This is a genomic window from Pseudomonas sp. AP42 (assembly GCF_001728935.1).
GTDB lineage: Bacteria > Pseudomonadota > Gammaproteobacteria > Pseudomonadales > Pseudomonadaceae > Aquipseudomonas > Aquipseudomonas lactis.
The window spans coordinates 18260-40334 of the sequence record NZ_LYSO01000003.1 but is presented as its reverse complement, the minus strand read 5'-3'; the positions used below and the strand labels follow the sequence as shown (position 1 = coordinate 40334).

General features: G+C 62.4%; 22 protein-coding genes. 7 read left to right on the top strand and 15 right to left on the bottom strand.

Going from position 1 to position 22075, the window contains the following annotated elements; translation table 11 throughout:
* Positions 1–13: 13 nt before the first annotated feature.
* From A7K61_RS02070 to aspA, 13 genes are all read right to left on the bottom strand, one after another.
* The gene (locus A7K61_RS02070) at positions 14–979 is read right to left on the bottom strand and encodes a VOC family protein (protein ID WP_014720531.1); all 966 of its coding nucleotides are present in this window, start codon (positions 977–979) and stop codon (positions 14–16) included.
* The gene (locus A7K61_RS02065) at positions 976–2472 is read right to left on the bottom strand and encodes an aldehyde dehydrogenase (RefSeq protein WP_069556855.1); all 1497 of its coding nucleotides are present in this window, start codon (positions 2470–2472) and stop codon (positions 976–978) included. Before A7K61_RS02065 ends, A7K61_RS02070 begins: the two co-directional genes overlap by 4 nt.
* A 9-nt stretch (positions 2473–2481) precedes the next feature.
* Positions 2482–3285, bottom strand: coding sequence for an aspartate dehydrogenase (locus A7K61_RS02060; RefSeq protein WP_069556854.1), 804 nt, complete (start codon positions 3283–3285; stop codon positions 2482–2484).
* A gap of 10 nt (positions 3286–3295) precedes the next feature.
* Positions 3296–4981 carry a thiamine pyrophosphate-binding protein gene (locus A7K61_RS02055; RefSeq protein ID WP_047712100.1) on the bottom strand — a complete coding sequence of 562 codons (1686 nt, stop codon included), beginning with the start codon at positions 4979–4981 and terminating at the stop codon, positions 3296–3298.
* On the bottom strand, positions 4974–5771 hold the full coding sequence (locus A7K61_RS02050; RefSeq protein WP_032894477.1) for an SDR family oxidoreductase: 798 nt from the start codon (positions 5769–5771) through the stop codon (positions 4974–4976). Before A7K61_RS02050 ends, A7K61_RS02055 begins: the two co-directional genes overlap by 8 nt.
* Position 5772: 1 nt before the next feature.
* Complete coding sequence (locus A7K61_RS02045) at positions 5773–6606, bottom strand: IclR family transcriptional regulator (protein WP_003195671.1); 834 nt, start codon at positions 6604–6606, stop codon at positions 5773–5775.
* Complete coding sequence (locus A7K61_RS02040) at positions 6603–7481, bottom strand: alpha/beta fold hydrolase (RefSeq protein ID WP_069556853.1); 879 nt, start codon at positions 7479–7481, stop codon at positions 6603–6605. The genes A7K61_RS02045 and A7K61_RS02040 overlap by 4 nt, the downstream gene beginning before the upstream one ends.
* A gap of 4 nt (positions 7482–7485) precedes the next feature.
* Entirely contained in the window at positions 7486–8025 is a 540-nt protein-coding gene (locus A7K61_RS02035; RefSeq protein WP_014720525.1) for a cupin domain-containing protein, read from the bottom strand.
* 13 nt (positions 8026–8038) lie between these two features.
* Positions 8039–8806 carry an SDR family oxidoreductase gene (locus A7K61_RS02030; RefSeq protein WP_171905447.1) on the bottom strand — a complete coding sequence of 256 codons (768 nt, stop codon included), beginning with the start codon at positions 8804–8806 and terminating at the stop codon, positions 8039–8041.
* The gene (locus A7K61_RS02025) at positions 8803–9579 is read right to left on the bottom strand and encodes an ABC transporter permease (RefSeq protein ID WP_032894483.1); all 777 of its coding nucleotides are present in this window, start codon (positions 9577–9579) and stop codon (positions 8803–8805) included. Before A7K61_RS02025 ends, A7K61_RS02030 begins: the two co-directional genes overlap by 4 nt.
* A 27-nt stretch (positions 9580–9606) precedes the next feature.
* Positions 9607–10599: an ABC transporter substrate-binding protein gene (locus tag A7K61_RS02020; RefSeq protein ID WP_057701923.1), complete on the bottom strand. Its 993-nt coding sequence runs from the start codon at positions 10597–10599 to the stop codon at positions 9607–9609.
* A 39-nt stretch (positions 10600–10638) separates the two neighbouring features.
* Positions 10639–11475: an ABC transporter ATP-binding protein gene (locus A7K61_RS02015; protein WP_050499539.1), complete on the bottom strand. Its 837-nt coding sequence runs from the start codon at positions 11473–11475 to the stop codon at positions 10639–10641.
* Between the two features lie 409 nt (positions 11476–11884).
* Complete coding sequence (aspA, locus tag A7K61_RS02010) at positions 11885–13309, bottom strand: aspartate ammonia-lyase (protein ID WP_003195657.1); 1425 nt, start codon at positions 13307–13309, stop codon at positions 11885–11887.
* A gap of 181 nt (positions 13310–13490) precedes the next feature.
* On the opposite strand from aspA, the gene A7K61_RS02005 reads away from it, so the two are divergent.
* From A7K61_RS02005 to A7K61_RS01985, 5 genes are all read left to right on the top strand, one after another.
* Positions 13491–14399, top strand: a complete 909-nt coding sequence (locus tag A7K61_RS02005; RefSeq protein ID WP_014720521.1) for a LysR substrate-binding domain-containing protein — start codon at positions 13491–13493, stop codon at positions 14397–14399.
* Between the two features lie 332 nt (positions 14400–14731).
* Positions 14732–15223 carry a 5-(carboxyamino)imidazole ribonucleotide mutase gene (purE, locus tag A7K61_RS02000; RefSeq protein ID WP_003195648.1) on the top strand — a complete coding sequence of 164 codons (492 nt, stop codon included), beginning with the start codon at positions 14732–14734 and terminating at the stop codon, positions 15221–15223.
* An 11-nt stretch (positions 15224–15234) separates the two neighbouring features.
* Positions 15235–16320: a 5-(carboxyamino)imidazole ribonucleotide synthase gene (locus A7K61_RS01995; RefSeq protein WP_044269947.1), complete on the top strand. Its 1086-nt coding sequence runs from the start codon at positions 15235–15237 to the stop codon at positions 16318–16320.
* A gap of 105 nt (positions 16321–16425) precedes the next feature.
* The gene (locus A7K61_RS01990) at positions 16426–16671 is read left to right on the top strand and encodes a GlsB/YeaQ/YmgE family stress response membrane protein (protein ID WP_003195642.1); all 246 of its coding nucleotides are present in this window, start codon (positions 16426–16428) and stop codon (positions 16669–16671) included.
* 77 nt (positions 16672–16748) lie between these two features.
* Entirely contained in the window at positions 16749–17285 is a 537-nt protein-coding gene (locus tag A7K61_RS01985; protein ID WP_003195640.1) for a DUF3299 domain-containing protein, read from the top strand.
* A gap of 143 nt (positions 17286–17428) precedes the next feature.
* Here A7K61_RS01985 and A7K61_RS01980 read toward each other — a convergent pair whose 3' ends face one another.
* Positions 17429–18328 (bottom strand): D-hexose-6-phosphate mutarotase, encoded by a 900-nt coding sequence (locus tag A7K61_RS01980; RefSeq protein WP_044269945.1) that lies wholly within the window; start codon positions 18326–18328, stop codon positions 17429–17431.
* 58 nt (positions 18329–18386) lie between these two features.
* A complete protein-coding gene (locus A7K61_RS01975) occupies positions 18387–18791 on the bottom strand; it encodes an acyl-CoA thioesterase (protein ID WP_003176975.1) in 405 nt (134 codons plus the stop codon).
* 561 nt (positions 18792–19352) lie between these two features.
* Between A7K61_RS01975 and A7K61_RS01970 the strand changes: the two genes are divergently transcribed.
* Positions 19353–20633, top strand: a complete 1281-nt coding sequence (locus A7K61_RS01970) for an MFS transporter (protein WP_171905449.1) — start codon at positions 19353–19355, stop codon at positions 20631–20633.
* A gap of 119 nt (positions 20634–20752) precedes the next feature.
* The gene (locus A7K61_RS01965; protein ID WP_003195633.1) at positions 20753–21739 is read left to right on the top strand and encodes a phosphate ABC transporter substrate-binding protein PstS; all 987 of its coding nucleotides are present in this window, start codon (positions 20753–20755) and stop codon (positions 21737–21739) included.
* The last annotated feature ends 336 nt before the right edge of the window (positions 21740–22075 follow it).

Genomic DNA, 22075 nt, shown 5'->3' with positions numbered 1-22075 from the left:
GGGCGACTCCTGCTCAAGGTTTGGGTTTGTCGGTGAGGAACTTGCCTTGCGGCGCTTCGACGTGTTGCTGGCGCCGGGTGTTGCCGTCGATACCGCCAGCAATGGCCCATTCGGCGAACACTGTGGGGCCGGGCTCAAAGGTGCGTGGCTGCCATTCGCCGGTCAGTTGGTCTTCATCGGCGTAGTACTCCACCAGCGCGCCCGCCGGGTTCTTGAAGTACCAGAAAAATGCTGAAGACACCGGGTGGCGGCCCGGCCCGATCTCGGTCGGCCAGCCGCTGCGGGACACGTGCATGCCACCGCCAAACACTTCGTGAACATCGCGCACGGTAAACGCCACGTGGTTCAGCCCGGCCCGTGGCGCCGGCAGTTGCAGCATGAACAGGTCGTGGTGGCCGCCTTCTTCGGCGGTGCGCAAGAAGGCCCCGCGGTCCGGGTAACGGTCCGAGGCCTGGAAGCCGAAACGCTCGTGGTAGAAGGCTTCGCAGGCGTTCACGTCCTTGACGAAAAACACCACATGGCCGACTTCAATCGGTGTGGCGCGCTCATAGATCGGCGCCGCCTTGTTGATCCGGCCCTTGGTCTGCCAGGTGTTGTGGCCGCTGCATTCAATCTCCAGTTCACGCTTGCGCGTGACTTGCAGGCGAATCGCCAAACCGTTGGGGTCGGTGCAGCCGATGCGCCCGTCGCGTTCGATAAACCCCGGGTCATTGGCGATGCGTTGGCTGTACAGCGCCAGGTCCGCGGTGCTGGCCACGCCCCAGACCACTTCGCGCACCGTGGAGCCGGCTTCGATGGCCGGAGGCAGGCCCGGCTTGTTCAGGTCGGCAAGCACTACGCGGCAGCCGTTGAGGGTCTCGAATACCACTTCATCCGGTTGCGCGCTGACTTGCGTCAGGCCCCAGTCGCTGAAAAAACGCACACAGGTGTCCAGGTCCTCGACGCCATAGGTGACTTCATCAATCCCTAACACGCTCATTGCGCTACCTCTCGTGGCACACCGGCCCAGGCCAGTGGCTGTTCGTTCATGCCCCAGTAGAGGCTCTTTTGTTCCATGTACTGCAGGATGCCCAGGCGACCTTTTTCGCGGCCCAGGCCGCTGTCGCGCCAGCCGCCAAACGGCGTGGAGATCGAGAACTGCTTGTAGGTGTTGATCCACACCGTACCGGCCTGCAAACGCCGGCCCAGGGCCCAGGCGCGCTTGTAGTCACGGGTCCAGATGCCAGCGGCGAGGGCGTAGACGCTGTCGTTGGCCTGCTCCAGCAGTTGTGCTTCGTCGTCGAACGGCATGGCGACCAATACCGGCCCGAAGATTTCCTCTTGGCACACTTGCTGGTGATTGCTCAGACCCTCGAGGATGGTCGGCGGGTAGAAGTAACCCTGGTCATACAGTCCACCGCTGGGGCGCTGCCCACCCAGGCGCAGGCGTCCACCTTCGGCCAGGCCGAGGGCGACGTAACGCTCCACGGATTCTCGGTGGCTGGCGCTGATCAACGGGCCCATCTGTGTGTGTTCGTCGGCCGGGTCACCCACCCGCAGGTTCGCGGCGGCGGCGACCAGGCGCTGCATGAAGGGCTCGTACAAGGCGCGGGCGATGAACAACCGAGAGCCGGCGATACAGGCTTCGCCCGACGAACTGAAGATGCCGTACAGCACCCCGGCCACCGCATGCTCAAGGTCGGCGTCCTCGAGGACGATGGTCGGTGACTTGCCGCCCAGCTCCAGGGACACCGGCATCATCTTGTCGGCGGCGATATGGGCGATGTGCTTGCCCGTGCGCGTACCACCGGTAAACGACACGCGCTTGACCAGCGGGTGGCGGGTCAGCGCATCCCCCAGCAACGAACCCTTGCCCGGCAGCACGCTGATCAATCCCTTGGGCAAGCCGGCCTCTTCACACAGACGCGCCAGGCGCAGGGCCAGCAGCGGGGTGATTTCCGCAGGCTTGATCACCACCGCGTTGCCGGCTGCCAGTGCCGGCGCAACCTTTTGCGCTTCGCTGGCAATCGGCGAGTTCCACGGGGTGATCGCGGCGACCACGCCCATCGGCTCATACACGCTCATGCTGACGAAATCACCGCGTGACGGCGTGATGGTTTCTTCCAGGGTTTCGCAGGCTGCGGCGAAAAACTGGAAGGTGCCCGCCGCACTGGCTACCAAGGCGCGGGTTTCGTTGATTGGCTTGCCGTTGTCCTGGCGTTGCAGCTGCGCCAGCTCTTCGCTGTGCAGGCGGATCAGCTCGGCGATGCGGTACAACACACCGGCGCGCTCATGGGGTTTGCGCTGGGCCCAGCCACTGTGCAGGAACGCCTGGTGCGCGCCCTGGATGGCCTCTTCCACATCCTGCAGGTCGGCGGCATTGAGCCAGGCCACGGCTTCGCCGGTGGCCGGGTAGCGGCTGGCGTAGCGCTCGCCACGGCCTGTGCGCCACTGGCCGGCGATGCAGATGGGTAACGTCTGTTCGGTGTTCATCGACGGCTCCTAAATGGAAATTGCGTGGGCATGGTTGCCCAAGGCACGGACCACGCTGTACACGGTCAGCGCCGAGGTTTTCGGGTTGGCCAGCAAGGGCTTGCCGCGCAGGCTCAACTCGAAACGGCCAAAGGCGCCACGGGCTTCGAAGTGGTGGACGTTTTCATCGCTGTGGGGGTCGGCGATCAACGTCACATGGGTGCGGTCCAGGCCCAGCCCGGCCAGCGACAGGGTGGCCGCGACGTTGGCGTTCTTGGGGTACAGGCGCGCCGCTTCGCGGGCGCTGCCCTGGAAGATCACCGTGGCGTGCTCGATGGTGTCCAGGTCGCAGGCCTGCTCGCCAGGGGTGTTCTTCCAGGCGCGGGCCGGCTTGCGGCCGGTGTAGTTGACCGCGTCCAACCCGCCGACCTTGGCCGCCGACAGCGCATCGATGCCGCCGATGGCGCCAGGCAGCAATTCGATGCGGGTCTTGCCGCGTTCCGCCGCCGCCTCCAGGCGCTCCACCAGGCCGATCTCGGACAACGCGCCCACCGATACAATCAGGCAGGCAATCCCACGCTCCAGCGCCGGCAGCACATGCTCTTCAATGGCGCGATGCCCGGCGCACTCCACCAGCAAATCCGGGCGGGCATCGGCGGGCAAGGCCGTCAGCACCTGCGGCGGCTGTTTGAAACTGGCCAGGCGCTGGCGCACCAAGGCTTCGGAGCCCTCGGAGGCGATGACGTAATCCACGCACAGCTGTGGGTCGTTCTCCAGCAGCTCCAGCACACCGACGCCAATGGCACCGCAGCCGATCATGGTGATATGCAACATGGTGCGATCCTCAGGCCGTGGCCTTCTGGGCTTTGGTTTCGCTGTTGGGCGGGCCGGCAAACTGGGTGGCGAAGTTGCCGACGCTGAGCATGTCCACTTCCAGCAGGAACGGGCCCGGCTGGCTCAGGGCGCTGTCCACCACCTTGCCGAAGTCCTTGAGATCAGTGACCAGGCCATGGCGCAGGCCCAGGGACTCGGCGAGCTTGGTGTAGTCCGGGGTGTGCAGGTCGACGTAGCAATGGCGGCTGCCGTAGACCGCGTCCTGGATATTGCGGATCACGCCGTAGCGCTGGTCGTTCATCAGCAGGATCACCAGGTTGGCGCGCTCCTGCACCAGGGTCGCCAGCTCACCCAGGTTTAGGATGAAACCGCCGTCACCCGCGATGGCGAACACTTTGCGCTCAGGCGCGGTTTCCGCTGCCGCGACGGCTGCGCCGATGCCCATGGCCAACCCCTGGCCAATCCCGCCGCCCAACGCATGAACACCCGCCCGTGGGTGATACAGGGTCAGCAGGCGGTTGCCCCAGATGCTGTTGGACAGGGTCACATCGCGTACCCAGGAGAAGTTGCGCCCGGTCACGGCCTGCAATTGCTCGACCATGGCCGAGTAAGGCCCGAGGTCGGCCATTAGTTGGCTACGTGATTGCTCGCGCACGGCTTTGAGTTCCGCGAGAAAGCTCGGGTCGGTGTGCAAGCGACCTTCCAGGCGATCAGCCAGGCCTTCGAGCGCCAGCGCCGCGTCGCCGCAGACAAACAGTTCGCTGGCGTAACTACGGCCTTCGATCGCCGGGTTGGCGTCGATGCGCAAGAGGTTCGAAGGCAGTTTCAGCGCGTACTTGAAGGTTTCGTTACTGCGCAGCCGCGAGCCGGCGATCAGCAGCGCATCGCAGGTTTGCAGGAACTGTTCGACGCGCTTGTTCTGCGAAAAAGCCCCCAGGCAACGCTCGTCGTCTTCATTGACCACGCCGCGTCCTTGCGTGGAAGTGATCACGCCCACGCCCATCGCCAGCAGGCGCTTGACCTGTGCGCCGGCGTGCCGGGCGCCGCCGCCGAGCCAGAGCATCGGCCGCTTGGCGCTGGCCAGGCGGTCGGCCATAAGGTCCAGGGCTTCCGGCGCGGGCACGGCCACCGGGATCGGCAGGGGCGACAGGTCGGTGGGCATCGGGATAAAGGTGGACTGGATATCGATAGGGATTTCGACGCTGACCGGCCCGGTGGGCGCGGTGAGGGCGGTCTGCACCGCGAGCTTCATGGTGCTCAGGGCGGTCTCGACGCTGCGTACGCGAAAGGCGGCCTTGGATACGGCCTTGAGCATGTTCAACTGGTCGCGGGCTTCGTGGATATAAGCCAGTTCCTGGTCCAGGTACGGCGTTTCGATCTGCCCGGTGATGTGCAGCAGCGGGGTGCCTGCGGTTTGGGCTTCGACCATCGCGCCAGCGGCATTGCCGGCGGCCGTGCCGGTGGAAGTCAGGCACACACCCAGGCCGCCGGTGGTGCGGGCATAGGCGTCGGCCATGTTGGCGGCGCCGGCTTCGCCCCGGGCCATGACGAAGCGGATATTGCCGCGCACTGCAAAGGCATCGAGGATCGGCATGTTGTGGATCGAGATCACGCCGAACACAGCCTTGACGTCGCATTGCTCGAGAAAGGCGGTGATGGCAGCGCCCACGGTGACAGTGTTGTTTTCATTACGCATGGCGGGACAGGCCTCCGGATACATCGATATGGCTGCCTGTGGTGTAAGCCGACAGAGGCGAGGCCAGAAACAGGATCGCGCGGGCCGCTTCAATCGGCAGGCCCAGGCGCCCCAAGGGAATGTGTTTTTGTTGTGCCAGCCGTGCGGTCCATTGCGCCCAGCCGAGGTCGCGTTCTTCGCGCGCTTCGAAACGCCGGCGCCATTGCCCGGACTCCACCAGGCCGATGAGGATGCCGTTGACGCGGATGCCCTGCGGGGCGAATTCAGTGGCCATCGAGCGCACCAGGTTCTTGAGCCCTGCGCGTGCGGCGGAGGTGGCGACCATGTGCGGTTCGGGCTGGCTGGCCAGCAGCGAATTGACGCAGACGATGGCGGCGTCAGGCTGGCTTTCCAGCTGAGGCTTGAAGGCGCGGACCGGGTTGATCACCGAGAAAAACTTCAGGTTCAGCTCTTCGGTCCAGGCGCTGTCGGTGGTGTCGGCAAAGGTCGAGACCCGGCCTTGCCCGGCGTTGTTGATCAGCACATTGGCCGCTCCCAGCGCAGCCAGGCTGGCGGCGGCAAACGCGTTGACCGACTCGGCATCGAGCACATCGCAGGCCTGGGCCAGCAGTCGGGCCTTTGGGAAACGCTCGCGCAAACCGGCTTCAGCACGGCGCAGGCGCTCTTGATCGCGACCGCAGAACGCCACCGCCGCACCGGCTTCCAGCAGCAGTTCGACACAGGCCAGGCCGATGCCCGAAGAACCCCCGGTGACAATGGCGACGCGGCCCTGCAATTGGTAAAGGCTCATGTCAGTCTCTCATCAAGGCGGTGACGCGGGGCTGACCGTTATGGGCGCCGCCGTTGTAGTTGAGCAGGCGTGACAGCTCGTCGGCGCTGCGCCGGACCTGATTCAAGAGTTCTTCAAAGTTGACGTGGCCGATCTGCGCCGTAGGGATGGTCACGCCCAGGGCTGCGACAATGCCGCCGCTCTGATCACGCACCGGCGCGGCCACGGTGGAAATCGCCGATTCGAAAAAGCCTTCGCCGCTGACAAAACCGCGCTGGCGGTCGGCCTGGACCAGGTCGAACAGCGCCATCACGGTTTTCGGCGTGCAGGGCGAGTGTTGTTCCAGGTGCTCTTCGGGGTACAACTCACGCAACTCGGCCAGCGACAAGTCTTCGAGCAGGATGCGCCCCAGCACGGTGGCATGGGCGGGCAGGCGGGTGCCGACGTTGACCGCGTTGGAGAACACCGACGGCGGTGAAACCTTGGCCACGTAGACAATCGAGCGACCGTCGCGCACCACGAGGTTGCTTGGGTAGTTGACGCGGTCGCACAAGCGCGCCAGCAACGGCTGGCCCAGTTCGGTCAGCTCCAGCGACGCCAGGTATTCGAAGCCCAGGCGCAGCACCGACATGCCGAGGCGGTATTCATTGCCGCTGCGGGTGACGAAGCCCATGGTCTCCAGGGTGGTCAGCAGGCGGAAGATGGTCGAGCGGGGCAGTGCCAGGCGGCGTGCCAGCTCCGGCGCGGTCAGGGTGCGGTTGCGTCGGCTGAACTCACAGAGCAGGAGCAGGCCGCGCTCCAGGCCTGGAACGATGTATTTGTCCTGAGCGTCTTTGAGCAGATCGGAATCGTTCATAAGGTTCTACCTGTCAGGGATTGATGAATGGCGCAGGCCAGGCGCCCGGCTACCACTTGGGGTTGCTCGATGGGGCTGGCGTGGCCGGCGTCGGCAATCAGGTTGAAGCTGGCGCCCAGCGCCTTGGCCACGCTCAGGCAGGCCTCGGCGGGGGTGATGCTGTCGGCTTCACCGCAATGCACCTCGCAGGGCATGGCCGGTTGGCCATGGCGCAGCAGGTCATCGCCGCACAGCAATTCAATGGCCTGGCGATAGCCAACGGGGTTCAGGCGCGCCATGTTCCAACGCACCCAGGCCAGGGCCTGGGGCGTGGCGCGGGGCGACAACATGTGGGCGCTGCGTTGTTCGGCCAGGCCGACGATGCCCAGGCGTTGCAGGTTGTCCAGGCGTTGCTGACGCACCTGTTGGCGCTGTTGACCAAGCGCTGGTGCGCCGTAGCCGCGCGCCGGGCTGATCAGCACCAGCCGGTTGACGCGATGGGCCTGTGAACTGCGGGCGAACGCCAGAGCGGTGAGGGCACCAAGGGAATGGCCGACCAGCACACATTCCTCGACACCCAGTGCATCCAGCATCTGCGCCAGACGGGCTGCGTACTGCTCGGCCTTGGGCGCATCCGACTCCAGCGGGCTGGAGTCGCCGTAGCCGGGAGCGTCCCAGGCGATGACCCGGGCCTGGGGCGCCAGTTGCCGCGCCACTTGTAGCCAGGACGCCGCTCCGGAGCCGATACCGTGCAGCAGCACCACCACCGGCCCCGCGCCACATTCGCGCAACGCCTGCTGACCACCGGCCGAGGCCACCAGGCGCTGAGGGAAATCGCGCTCCAGCTGGGCTTGCAGGTCCGCCGCCGGCGCGGCTTGAGAGAGTCCTGGCAGCATGGGCTTATCCGCGCTTGATCGAGGCCAGAGGGTGTTCTGGCGGGTAGGTCGGTGTGATGGGTTTTTTCGCGCCGAGCATCACGCACATCAACGCGTCTTCGTCGCCGATGTTGATCTCCTCGCGGTACACGCCCGGTGGCACGGAGATCACGTCGCGGTCGGTGAGAATGGTCTCGAAGCGCTCGCCGTCTTTTTCCAGCACCACCTTGAGCTTGCCGCGCAGCACGAAGAACACTTCTTCGACATCGATGTGCAAGTGCGGCGGGCCTTCGTGGCCGGCCGGGATCACCATGGTGGAGAAGGTGAAATGCTCCGACGGGATGGTGTTCATGTCGGTGCTGATGCCGGTGCCGCCGGTGCCGATGTAGCGCATTTGTGCACGGCGGAACTTGGGGTCGTAGTCGGCCTGGAACTTCAGCGCATCCCAGTCGTACTTGCGTGTTTCGTAACGGGCGATACGGGTGTTCATCCAGCTTTCCAGGCTGGCGCCGGCCGGGCGGTCCCAGCTTTTCGGGGTGTCGTTTTGGGCAGATAGATCAGTCATGACAGTCTCCAGATCAAGGCATGACGAACCCGCCGTTGACCGGCAGGGTTTGTCCAGTGATGAAGCGGGCAAGGTCGGACAGCGCGAACAGCACGGCGCCGCTGACGTCTTCGGGTAATTGCGGGCGTTGGATCGCCCGCTGGTCGTTGTACAACCGGTGGCGTGCCTCGGGCACGTAGGCGGTGGCTTCCACCAGCACCAGGCCAGGGGCGATGGCGTTGACGGTGATGTTGTCGGCGCCCAGCTCGCGAGCCAGGCTGCGGGTCATGGCGATGATTGCGCCCTTGCTGGCGACATAAGCCAGCAGGTTTGGCGCGCCCCACAGAGGGGTGTCGGAGGCCAGGTTGACGATGGCGCCGTGGCCGCTGGCACGCAGCGCCGGCAGGCAGGCGGTGGTCATCAGCCAGGTGCCGCGCACGTTGACCTGCATCACCTGGTCCCAGGTGTCGATGCTCAGGTCTTCGCAGCCTTTGCCACCGGAGTTGGTGATGGAGGCGTTGTTCACCAGGCCATCGAGGCCGCCCAGCACATCGAGTGTCGCGGCGATGCATGCCTGGATCGACTCAGGCTGGGCCAGGTCGACAGTGACAGCGTGAACGTCCAGGCCCAGGGCCTGCAGTTCACAGGCTGCCTGTTGCACACGGTCTTGCAGCACATCGGCAATCACCACGCGCGCACCGGCCTGGCCGATGGCTTGGGCGAACCCGTAACCCAGGCCACGGGCACCGCCGGTTACCAGTACGCGACGACCTTCGAGCAAACGGTTTTGATTGTTCATCATTGCGTGCTCAACATGGCTTTGGGCATGTAGTGCAGGACGCGTTTTTCTGCCCACACCACGGCGCCGTAGGCGACCACCCCAATCAGGGTGAGCATGACGATGGCGACGAATACCCCGGCCGTGTTGCCTTGGCCCTCGGCGTCCACCAACAGGAAGCCCAGGCCCTGGTTACCGCCGACCAGCTCACCGACGGTGACGCCGATCACCGCCAGGGTGGAGGCGATGCGCAGGCCGGAAAACAGCGCGGCCATGGCGGAAGGAAATTCCACCAGGCGGAAGATCTGCCAGCGGCTGGCGTTCATGGTGCGCACCAGGTTGATCATGTCCGGGTCGACCGTGCGGATCGCCGAGAGCACGTTGATCATCACCGGGAAAAACACGATCAGGATCGCGATCAGAATCTTCGGGTAGATGGTGTAGCCCAGCCACATCACGAACAGCGGCGCAAAGGCAACCTTCGGTGCAATCTGCAACGCCAGGATATAGGGCGACAGCATCGCTTCAGCCGCGGGCGACAGGCCCAGGGACACCCCAATCATCACGCCCAGCAAGGCGCCCAGGGCAAAGCCGACGACGATCTCCATGGCGGTGATCAGGGTGTGTTCCAGTAGGCCGCCGCTGTGCCACATCACCAGGCTTTCCTGGGCCACGCGGCTGAGTTTGGGCATGACGAATTCGGGCATGCCGAGCAGCCCGGGGCCCCACTGCCAAAGCGCCAGGAACAGGATCAGCAGCGCAACGCTACCGAGCACGGAGGGGTTCAGGTTTTTCATCGTATGCGTACCTTGTTATCCAGTGCGCTATTGCGCGGCGACCGGGCTGTCGACGAATTGGTTGGTGAACAGCTCATCCAGTGGGGTTTCCCGAGGGACGATGCCTTCGCTCACGTAGAACTGACGGACCTTGTCCAGACGCTCGGGGTCGATGTGCCCCAGTACGCGCTGGTTGGCGTAGACGTGCTCGACATAGAGCTTGAAGATTTTCTCCAGTGAGTCTTCCTTGCCGGCGTAGGTCGGCACCGCCTTGGCAAAGGTAACGGCGGCGGCACGTGGGTCCTGGATAATGTCGTGCATGCCTTTGAGGGTGGCCTGGACCACGCCGCGCACCACTTGGGGGTGGTTTTTGATGGCGTCATCCGAGGCGAGGATTGCCTGGGCCATGCTTTCGAAAATCTGCTCCTGGGGAATCAGCTTGATCTGCGCGCCGGCTTCTTCGGCGGTGACCATCCAGTCCGGCACGCCGGCCATGGCCTGGGCCTTGTTGGCCGTGAACAACTGCCAGACCCCGGCAGGCCCCGCGGCCTGGATATCCACGTCGTTCTTGCCAAGGCCCGCCTTGCGCAACGAAGCGAGCAGCGCGTAGTAGGTGGTGTCGGAATACGACATCACCGTCATGGTCTTGCCCTTGAGATCGCTGACGTTATTGATGTTGTCGCTGGAATGGGTGGCGATCATGGTCACGCCGCCCGCGCCCAGCACCGCCACGGCGCGCACCGGGATGCCGTTGCCGCGCACCATGATCGGCGTGTCGCCGATGGCGCCGCCGAGCAGGGCATTGCCGGCGCCGATCTGCTTGGCCACATCCACACCACCTTTGGCGGCAATGAACGTCAGGTTCAGGTCCTGGGCCGCGTAGTAGCCTTTTTCCTTGGCGATGATCCAGGGTGCAAAGGCTGGCAAGTTAGGCGGGGCCGGCAGCAGGTAGGTAACGTCGGTCGGCTGCGCCTGGGCCGCGCAGGTCAGGCCGAGGCCAAGGCTGAGCGCGCAAAAACGTTGGAACAGAGACTTGAGCATGGGAACTCCTGAATCGGTTGGGGGCCGCACGTGCGGCAATCAGTGCAGTTCGGTGTCGGCGCCGACGTGCAGCAGCTCCATCAGGCGACCGACCAGCGGGCCGATCTCCGGTAGCTTGCGGCGCTCCAGCGGGTTGTCGCGAAACGGAAGGTCGATGCTGATTTCTTCGATGATGGTGCCGGGGCGGGCGCTCATGACCAGCAACCGGTCGGACATGGCGATGCCCTCGATCAGGTCGTGGGTGATGAACAGCGCGGTCTTCTTTTCGTCGAACAGCATCCGCGCCATGTCCTGCTGCAGGATCATCTTGGTCTGGGCGTCGAGGGCGGAAAACGGCTCATCGAGGAACAACACCTGGGGGTCGATGGCCAGGGTGCGTGCCAGGGCGGCGCGTTGGCGCATGCCGCCGGAGAGTTGGAATGGGTAGTGGTCGGCGAAGCCGTTGAGGTGGCAACGGTCTAGCAAGTCCAGGGCTACCTTCTGCCGGGTCGCGCTGGGCACGCCTTGAATCTCCAGGCCCAGTTCGACGTTGCGGCGAATGCTGCGCCAGGGCATCAGCAAATCTTTTTGCAGCATGAACGCGACCTGTGGCACAGGCCCGGTCACCGGCTCACCGCCCACGAAGACTTCACCTTCAGTGGGCCGATACAGGCCAGAACCCATATTGAGGATGGTGCTCTTGCCACAGCCGGACGGACCGATGATCGACACGACCTCGCCGCGACGAATCTTGAAGTTCACATCGCGAATGGCAAATGGCGCTTCTGTTTTACCTTTGGCTGGGAAACATTTACCGACATTACGGAATTCAATTTCAGTCGGCTCCAGCTCTTCCTTAAGTGCGGGCGTATTCCATTGGGGCGTCACGGCGTACATCTCTTTCACAGCCATCAGGAAGGTACTCTGGTCTGTTTTATAGGTGATACGCCGTTTAGTGCATGAACAATGCCAGTGAGTTAATTCCTACAAATTTTTGTTGAATTTCCTTTTAAATTAATTGGTTGCGAGACTAAGGTTATTTATTGAGCGTTTCATATATGAAACCCTTGTTTTTATATGGCACGAAACTGCACACCGTTTGTGCACGCGATGGGAACTTGCAATGAATCAATGCTTTTTCAAGTAACGCCGCAGACGTGATGTTTTATAGGTGAAACGCATTAACAGCGCTTTATATAAGGAGGGGAATTACGGGCAAAAAAAAGGGCCTGAAGAACGAGTCTTCAAGCCCTCAAAAGGTGAGAGGTGTCTAGTCCCTCAGCCTGGTGAGCGGTGCAACAAACGCTTAGGCCTTCAGCGGGACCAAGCGTGGGGCAATCATGTTTTCCGGGCGCAGGATGTCGTCGAGCATGGCGTCGTCGAGCAAGCCTTCTTCACGCACCAGTTCCAGCACGCCGCGCCCGCTTTCAAGCGCGATACGCGCAATGCGGGTGGCGTTTTCATAGCCGATGTACGGGTTCAGCGCGGTGACCAGGCCGATGGAGTGTTCCACCAGTTCGCGGCAGCGGGCTTCGTTGGCGGTGATGCCGACGATGCAGTGCTCGCGCAGCATGTCCATGGCGCGTTGCAGCAGGCGGATCGAGTCGAAGATCTTAAAGGCGATCAGCGGCTCCATCACGTTCAACTGCAGTTGGCCGCCTTCGGCTGCCATGGTCAGGGCCAGGTCGTTACCGATGACCTGGAACGCTACCTGGTTGACCGCTTCCGGGATCACCGGGTTGACCTTGCCGGGCATGATCGAGCTGCCTGGCTGGCGAGCCGGCAGGTTGATCTCGTTGATGCCGGTGCGTGGGCCGCTGGACAGCAGGCGCAGGTCGTTGCAGATCTTCGACAGCTTCACGGCGGTACGCTTGAGCATGCCGGAGAACAGTACGAAGGCGCCCATGTCGGAGGTGGCTTCGATCAGGTCGGCCGCCGGTACCAGCGGCTGGCCGCTGATGGTGGCCAGGCGTTGTACGGCCAGGGCCTGGTAGCGCGGGTCGGCGTTGATGCCGGTACCGATGGCGGTGCCGCCCAGGTTTACTTCAGTGAGCAGCTCTGGTGCCAGGGTTTTCAGGCGGGCCAGGTCTTCACCCAGGGTGGTGGCGAACGCGCGGAATTCCTGGCCGAGGGTCATCGGCACGGCGTCTTGCAATTGGGTGCGGCCCATTTTCAGCACATGGCTGAACTCGGCGCCTTTGGCGGCGAACGCCTGGATCAGGCTGTCGAGGCTGGCCAGCAGCGCGTCATGGCCCAGCAGCAGACCCAGGCGGATCGCGGTCGGGTAGGCGTCGTTGGTCGACTGCGCCATGTTCACGTCGTTGTTGGGGTGCAGGTACTGGTATTCGCCCTTCTGGTGACCCATGGCCTCCAGCGCGATGTTGGCGATGACTTCGTTGGCATTCATGTTGGTTGAAGTGCCAGCGCCGCCTTGAATCATGTCCACCACGAACTCTTCGTGGAAATCGCCGCGGATCAGACGGGCACAGGCTTCGCTGATGGCAGCGTGCTTGGCTTCGCTGAGCTGGCCCAACTCGCGGTTGGCGTCAGCCGCTGCTTGCTTGACCATTGCCAGACCGACCACCAATTTCGGGTAATGCGAAATCGGAACGCCCGAGAGACGGAAGTTATTCACCGCTCGCAGGGTCTGGATGCCGTAATACGCTTGAGCCGGTACTTCGAGTACGCCAAGCAGGTCTTTTTCGGTACGGAAAGATGCAGCAGAGGACATGACGGAAATCATCTCAATATGGACCCGGGACTGGCCGGAACGCTGCGAATGCTAGGCTTGTAGAACTTTTTGGGCCAATGCTGTTAAACACTGGCCTATGCACAAACGGCATAATGTGGATGTGACCCGGTTATCTTGGCGGGCGTGTGTGCCAAAATGGTGCATTCCGTGGGAGGCAGTGATGAACCTTGAGAGCAAGTGGTTGGAAGACTTCAGCGCCCTGGCGGCGACGCGTAGTTTTTCCCAGGCGGCTGAGCGGCGCTTTGTCACCCAGCCGGCGTTCAGTCGGCGTATCCGCAGCCTGGAAGCCGCGTTGGGGCTGACGCTGGTCAACCGTTCACGCACGCCGGTGGAGCTGACAGCGGCCGGGCAGTTGTTTCTGGTGACGGCGCGCACGGTGGTCGAACAGCTGGGCGAAGTGCTGCGCCATTTGCATCATCTGGAAGGCGGGCAGGGCGAAGTCATGCAAGTGGCGGCCGCCCACTCCCTGGCCTTGGGGTTCTTCCCACGCTGGATCGCGCAGTTGCGCAACGAAGGGCTGAACATTGCCACGCGGCTGGTGGCCACCAACGTCGGCGACGCCGTGCACGCCCTGCGCGAAGGCGGTTGCGACCTGATGCTGGCGTTCTATGACCCGGACGCGGCGATGCAAATGGACGCCGAGATTTTCCCGTCGCTGCACCTGGGTAACACCGAAATGCTCCCGGTGTGTGCCGCCGATGCCGATGGCAAGCCGCTGTTCGACCTGGAAGGCGAGGGCAGTGTGCCGCTGCTGGCCTACAGCGCCGGCGCGTTCCTGGGCCGCTCGGTGAATTTGCTGCTGCGCCAGCGTGCCCTGCGCTTTACGACCATTTACGAAACCGCCATGGCCGACAGCCTCAAGAGTATGGCGCTGGAAGGCTTGGGTATCGCCTGGGTGCCGCAGTTGAGCGTACGTGCGGAGTTGGCACGCGGCGAACTGGTGGTGTGCGGCGGGCCGCAATGGCATGTGCCGCTGGAGATTCGCTTGTATCGCTGCGCGTTGGTGCGCAAGGCGAATGTGCGGTTGTTGTGGCGCAAGCTGGAAGGTGGGGCCGCGCAAAGCGCTTGAGCCCAGCGCAGAACACATGTGGGAGCTGGCTTGCCTGCGATAGCGGTGTGTCAGCCAACCTATTTGGCACTGATCCACTGCTATCGCAGGCAAGCCAGCTCCCACAGGATTTCGTGGTGTTTTCGCTGACTCTTGAGTCAATAAAACCGCCACTTTGCGCCGCTAGACAGATGGTCATCCCAGGGGCTGTTTATCTGGATTATTACGGTATACTGCGCGGCCTTCGGCCGGTCCCACCGGCCTTAATTCGTACACCAAGCCACGCCGGATTTCCTGCGTGGCTTGTTGTTTTTTGACGCGCCTGCGGGCGCCCAGAGAGAAGAGGCACGACGATGAGTGCATTGGTTGGCGTGATCATGGGCTCCAAGTCCGATTGGTCCACCCTTAGCCACACCGCCGATATGCTGGAAAAACTCGGCATTCCGTACGAAGTGAAGGTGGTCTCCGCCCACCGCACCCCGGACTTGCTGTTCCAGTATGCCGATGAAGCAGAATCCCGTGGCATCGAGGTGATCATCGCCGGTGCCGGCGGCGCTGCGCACTTGCCTGGCATGTGTGCGGCCAAGACTCACCTGCCCGTACTTGGCGTGCCGGTGCAGTCGTCGATGCTCTCGGGCGTGGATTCGCTGTTGTCCATCGTGCAGATGCCGGCCGGCATCCCGGTGGCAACCCTGGCGATCGGCAAGGCCGGCGCGATCAACGCAGCCTTGCTGTCGGCCAGCATCCTGGGCGCCAAGCACCCGCAGTTTCATGCGGTGCTGAAAAAATTCCGTGCTGAGCAGACAGACAGCGTGCTGGACAATCCAGACCCACGCATCGCCTGAGGTTGTTATTGATGAAGATCGGTGTAATCGGTGGCGGCCAACTGGGTCGCATGCTGGCTTTGGCGGGTACGCCGCTGGGGATGAACTTCGCTTTCCTGGACCCGGCGCCGGACGCCTGCGCTGCGGCCCTGGGTGAACACCTGCGCGCTGACTACAGCGACCCGGACCACCTGCGCCAACTGGCCGATGAAGTTGACCTGGTGACCTTCGAATTCGAAAGCGTCCCGGCTGAAACCGTGGCCTTCCTGTCGCAGTTCGTGCCGGTGTACCCGAGCGCCGAAGCCTTGCGCATCGCTCGCGACCGCTGGTTCGAAAAGAGCATGTTCAAGGACCTGGGCATTCCGACCCCCGCCTTCGCCGATATCCAGTCCCAGGCCGACCTGGACGCCGCAGTCGCCAGCATCGGCCTGCCGGCGGTGTTGAAAACCCGCACCCTGGGTTACGACGGCAAGGGTCAGAAAGTCCTGCGCACCGCCGCCGATGTGGTCGGTACCTTTGCCGAGCTGGGCAGCGTCGCCTGCCTGCTGGAAGGCTTTGTGCCGTTCACCGGCGAAGTGTCGCTGATCGCCGTGCGGGCCCGTGATGGTGAAACCCGCTTCTACCCGTTGGTGCACAACACCCACGACAGCGGCATTCTCAAGCTTTCCGTGGCCAGCACCGACCACCCGCTGCAGGCCCTGGCCGAAGATTATTCCAGCCGCGTCCTCAAGCAACTGGATTATGTCGGCGTGATGGCGTTCGAGTTCTTTGAAGTCGACGGTGGCCTGAAGGCCAACGAAATCGCCCCGCGTGTGCACAACTCCGGGCACTGGACCACCGAAGGCGCCGAGTGCAGCCAGTTCGAAAACCACCTGCGGGCGGTGGCGGGCTTGCCGTTGGGCTCCACGGCCAAGATCGGCGAGAGCGCCATGCTCAACTTCATCGGTTCTGTGCCGCCGGTAGAGCGCGTGATGGCGATCGACGATTGCCACGTGCATCACTACGGCAAGGCCTTCAAGGCCGGGCGCAAGGTCGGCCACGCCAACCTGCGTTGCAAGGACCGTGCGACGTTGCAGGCGCAGATCCTCAAGGTTGAAGCGCTGATCGCCGAACAATAAGCCTGGCCCTGGCGGGAACCATTGGGGTTCTGTGTCTCTCTGATTGCAGGATGCCAAAGCCTGACTAGGCTTTGGCATGACTCATACCAATCAGAGGGAAATGCCATGGGTATCATCGGAACCATCTTTATCGGCTTGATCGTCGGCCTCCTGGCGCGCTTCCTCAAGCCTGGCGACGACAGCATGGGCTGGATCATGACCATCCTGCTGGGTATCGCCGGTTCCCTGGCCGCGACCTACGGCGGTCAGGCCCTGGGGATCTACCAGGCAGGCCAGGGCGCAGGCTTCATCGGCGCGCTGGTAGGTGCCATCGTGTTGCTGGTGATCTACGGCCTGGTCAAAAAGAAGTAATCAGCCGACAAAGTCCTCTGCGCTGCGCAGGCGCAGAGGGCTAGAATGCTCGGCACTTGTATTTGCCGAGCCTCTCCATGCGCCGTCTTCTGTTAACGCTTCTTCTGCTGGGCTCTGGCCTGGCGCACGCTGGCGAACTGCCGGAAACCGACTGGCTCGACCTGATGCCGCTGTCGGATCAGAAAGCCCTCGAGGCCATGCCCGAGATCGACCACAACTCCCCCGAAGCCCAAGGCACGTTCACCGAAAAGGGTGGCTTGAAGCAGAGCAAGGGCCTGCCTGCGGTGATGTATTCCACCAAGACCGTGGCGGCCATGAACGGCAAGAATATCCGCATTGGTGGGTATCCGGTGCCGTTGGAAACCGACGCAAAAGGCCGCAGCACGTTGTTCTTTCTGGTCCCGTATCCGGGCGCCTGCATCCATGTGCCGCCACCGCCGCCTAACCAACTGGTGCTGGTGCGCTATCCCAAGGGGCTGAAGCTCGATGATATCTACACGCCGCTGTGGGTCACGGGCACGTTGAAGGTGGAGAAGGTCAATAATGACTTGGCGGATGCCGCGTATGCGCTGGAGGCGGGGAAGGTGCGGGTAGTAAAGGAATCTGATCTCTAAAGCCCAATACATAACCAATGTGGGAGGGTCCTGAACTCTGTAGGAGCGAGCTTGCTCGCGAAAAACGTCAACGATAACGCGTGTTTCCTGAATAAACGCGGCGTCTGTGGGTTTTTCGCGAGCAAGCTCGCTCCTACAATTTACTACAGGGTGATCGCGGTGATGCTTACGCCCAGAGTGTGGCTTTCGCCGGGCGCCAGGTTCACCACATCATCCAGCACATTCGCTGTCTCGATGCACAACATACCCTGCCAGCCGTCATCGGCCATATCGTCGAAAGCCTTGGCGCGTTCGGTCCAGGGGTTCCAGACCACGGTGGATTTGGAGCCTTCGCTGGTGAGCTGGATACGGCGCTGCCAGTCGCTATCAACGATATTCAACTGTGCAGGCGTATTCAGGTAAATGCGGTCTGTCTCGGCGCGAAAGTGCAGCAGCCCGGCTTGCTGCTTCTCGGCCCACCCATCGGCGGTATCGATGTAATCCACGCCATCCAGGCCCTCGACCTGCACCTTGCGCACATCGCTCACGGCGAAGTAGGTGTGCAATGCCTGGCTGAGGGTCACGGTGTCGGTGCCACGGTTGTGACTGGTCAGGCGGATATGCAGGTGATCGTCCAGCAGCAGGCTCAGCGTCAGGTCTACCTGATGGGGCCAGCCTGGAAAGCCGCCCGCCGGCACCGGCAATACCAGGTCCACTCGCAGCGTCTGGCCGTCGAGTTCGGTGGTGGCCAGCTCCCAACGCGCGGTGCGCACAAAACCGTGGGCGCCGGCAGGCTGATCGCTCTGGCGCATGGCTTTGACGCTTTGCGGGTTGCGGTCGAACACCCCAAACCACGGCCAGCACACCGGTACGCCGGTACGAATGCCTTTGCCCTGCTTGAACACGGCCTCGGGGTTCGGCCAGATCAGCGGCTGTTCGCCCTCGCGCTGGTAACTGAAGATATGCGCACCCTGTTGGGCCACCATCAGCTCGGCACCGTTGTGGCGGATGCGCCAGCAGTCCAGCTCGTCGATTTTTACCGTCTCAACGTGGGGCGTAGGCATGACAAAGCTCTCTTAATGGCAGGCAATGGGGCAATTGACCGTTAAAACCCGGCGAGGTTTAACGCGCCCGTGACGGTACCGAGCGCGTGCGGCCGCTGCCATCGATGGCGACGAACACAAATACGGCTTCGGTCACCTTGCGCCATTCGCTGGACAACGGATCGTCGCTCCACACTTCGACCATCATCTGGATCGAGCTGCGGCCGATTTCCAGGGCCTGGGTATAGAAGGAAAGCTGCGCACCCACGGCCACCGGCACCAGGAACGCCATGCGATCAATGGCCACGGTGGCCACGCGCCCACCGGCGACCTTGCTGGCCATTGCCGTGCCCGCCAGGTCCATCTGCGCGACCAACCAGCCGCCGAAGATATCGCCAAAGCCGTTGGTTTCACGCGGAAGCGCGGTGATTTGCAGGGCGAGATCGCCTTGCGGGATAGGATCTTCTTGTTCGAGTTCGATCATGCCGGGGGTGCCTCTGACCCGTGACTCTTGGACTATGTAATCGGTGAATAGCCGTCTTGGAAAAACGATTCAGCCCCGAACATACTACGTTCGTCACGTTTTTCGAAAGGCGCCTTGAGGGAAACTCTGCGAAATCGGCTGGCCGGTGCCAACGACGGTTTCGCGCAACTTCCACGCAATAGACCGGTGCAGGGCTGGGAGTATATCGGTCGATAGCCTGCGCGACGACCATCTGCTCCTGATTTTGTGCATCTATATAGAAGAGTTTCCATGCGTCAAAAAATTGGCCAAAACGGTCATTCAACTTGAGGGGTTTGACCATTGTTTCTTTTTAGCGCTGGCCGTCAGTATCTGATGGCGTTTTCGGCCCCCCATAACAATTCGGAAAGGGAATAAGGTGCTTCGCAAGTGGGGATGCTTGCGAGGTGGCGCTGATGCGGCGCAAGGGTTTGGACTGTGCTTTTCCGGGCAATTTGCTATCGTGCCGGACCTGCCAGGCGCAAACCCACGCTGTTGCGGATTCCTGATCTGACTAATAAGAGAAGCCTTGCCATGACCACAGTGCCTTCAAGCATTGCGCCGCCCGCACGACCGCTTAACCGCAACGACTACAAAACCCTGTCGCTGTCTGCCCTGGGTGGGGCGCTGGAGTTCTACGACTTCATCATCTTCGTGTTTTTCGCCACCGTGGTTGGGAAGCTGTTCTTCCCTGTCGACATGCCCGAATGGCTGCGCATGATGCAGACCTTCGGCATCTTCGCCGCAGGCTACCTGGCGCGCCCGCTGGGCGGCATCATCATGGCGCACTTCGGTGACCTGCTGGGCCGCAAGAAGATGTTCACCCTGAGCATCTTCATGATGGCCGTGCCGACCCTGATCATGGGCCTGCTGCCGACCTATGCACAGATCGGCCTGTGGGCGCCGCTGCTGCTGCTGTTGATGCGCATCATCCAGGGCGCGGCGATTGGCGGCGAAGTGCCGGGCGCCTGGGTGTTCGTCTCCGAGCACGTGCCGCCGCGCCACATCGGCTACGCCTGCGGCACCCTGACCAGCGGCCTCACCGCCGGTATTCTGCTGGGCTCGTTGGTGGCTACCGCCATCAATAGCGCCTATACACCGGAACAGGTCTCTGATTACGCCTGGCGGATTCCTTTCCTGCTCGGCGGCGTATTCGGCCTGCTGTCGGTGTACCTGCGTCGCTGGCTGCATGAAACCCCGATCTTCGCCGAGATGCAGCAACGCAAAAGCCTGGCCGCTGAACTGCCGTTGCGCGCCGTGTTGCGCGATCACCGTGGCGCCATTGTGTTGTCGATGCTGCTGACCTGGCTGCTGTCGGCCGGCGTGGTGGTAGTCATCCTGATGACCCCGACCGTGCTGCAAACCATCTACCACTTCAGCCCTACGGTTGCGCTGCAAGCCAACAGCCTGGCCATCGTGACCCTGAGCCTGGGCTGCATCGCCTCGGGTGCCCTGGCCGACCGTTTTGGCGCCGGCCGCGTGCTGGTAACCGGTTGCGCACTGCTGCTGGCGACTTCCTGGACGCTGTATCACAGCCTGATGGCCCACCCGGACTGGCTGTTCCCGTTGTATGCCTTGACTGGCCTGTTTGTCGGCACCATCGGTGTGGTGCCCTACGTGATGGTCAAAGCTTTCCCGCCGGTGGTGCGTTTCAGTGGCCTGTCGTTCTCCTACAACGTTGCTTATGCCGTGTTCGGCGGGCTGACGCCATTGGTGGTGTCGCTGCTGATGAAGGAGAGCCCCATGGGCCCGGCTTATTACGTAGCCGTGCTATGCGTGATGGGGATGCTGGTAGGCGGGTATCTGTGGAAACGCGGTCGCTGAAGCCTGCACATTCAGATAGTGGCCTTTCATCTAATTGTCATATTTCAGACATAGAGTGTTCACACGGCCTGCCGATACTTGGCCCCGATCCAATTATCCCTATCTGCTAGGAGCAAGGCATGAAACTGAAACGTTTGATGGCGGCAATGACTTTTGTCGCTGCTGGCGTTGCGACCGCCAACGCGGTGGCCGCTGGTGTTGATCCGGCAATCCCGGCTTACGTCAAGACCACTGGTGTGTCGGGCAACCTGTCCAGCGTCGGCTCCGATACCCTGGCTAACCTGATGACCCTGTGGGCCGAGGGTTACAAAAAGGAATACCCGAACGTCAACATCCAGATTCAAGCTGCCGGCTCTGCCACTGCGCCACCTGCGTTGACTGAAGGCACCTCCAACCTGGGCCCGATGAGCCGCAAGATGAAGGACACCGAACTGGCGGCCTTCGAGCAGAAGTACGGCTACAAGCCAACGGCAATCCCGGTTGCGGTGGATGCCCTGGCGGTATTTGTGCACAAGGACAACCCGATCCAGCACCTGACCATGGAACAGGTCGATGCGATCTTCTCCTCGACGCGTCTGTGCGGCGCCAAGGCCGATGTGAAAACCTGGGGCGACCTGGGCGTGACCGGCGACCTGGCCAACAAGCCAGTGCAACTGTTCGGGCGTAACTCGGTATCCGGCACCTACGGCTACTTCAAGGAAGAAGCCCTGTGCAAAGGCGACTACAAGCCAAACGTGAACGAACAACCGGGCTCGGCTTCGGTTGTGCAGTCGATCAGCTCCTCGCTGAACGGCATCGGTTACTCGGGCATCGGCTACAAGACCGCCAGCGTGAAGACCGTGCCACTGGCCAAGAAAGGCAGCACTGACTACATCGAAGACTCCGAAGAAAACGCCCTGAACGGCAAGTATCCGCTGTCGCGTTTCCTCTACGTGTACGTCAACAAAGCCCCGAACAAGCCACTGGCGCCGCTGGAAGCTGAGTTCGTGAAACTGGTGCTGTCCAAGCAGGGCCAGGAAGTCGTGGTCAAAGACGGCTACATCCCACTGCCAGCCAAAGTCGCCGCCAAGGCCCTGGCTGACCTGGGTTTGAAAGAAGGCAACTAAGCCTGCGATACCCGGTGTAATACCGGGCCCCTGTGGGAGCGGGCTTGCTCGCGAAGGCGTCGTGTCAGTCGCCCGATGTGTTGAATGACACACCGCTTTCGCGAGCAAGCCCGCTCCCACACAAGCCCGGTTACATCCCGAATTTTTTATCCGCTGCCAGCCCTGCTTCGCGGCGGATTTGTTGCGTCACTGCACTGTCATCTTTCTGTCATACAGGATCGCTAGGGTGTGCGCATGAATGATCTGGCCAATTCCACCATGACGACGACTTCCCCTCCCAAGCGCATTGATTTCAATACGCCTGAGCTGCAACGCAAGCGCCGCATCCGCGCGCTC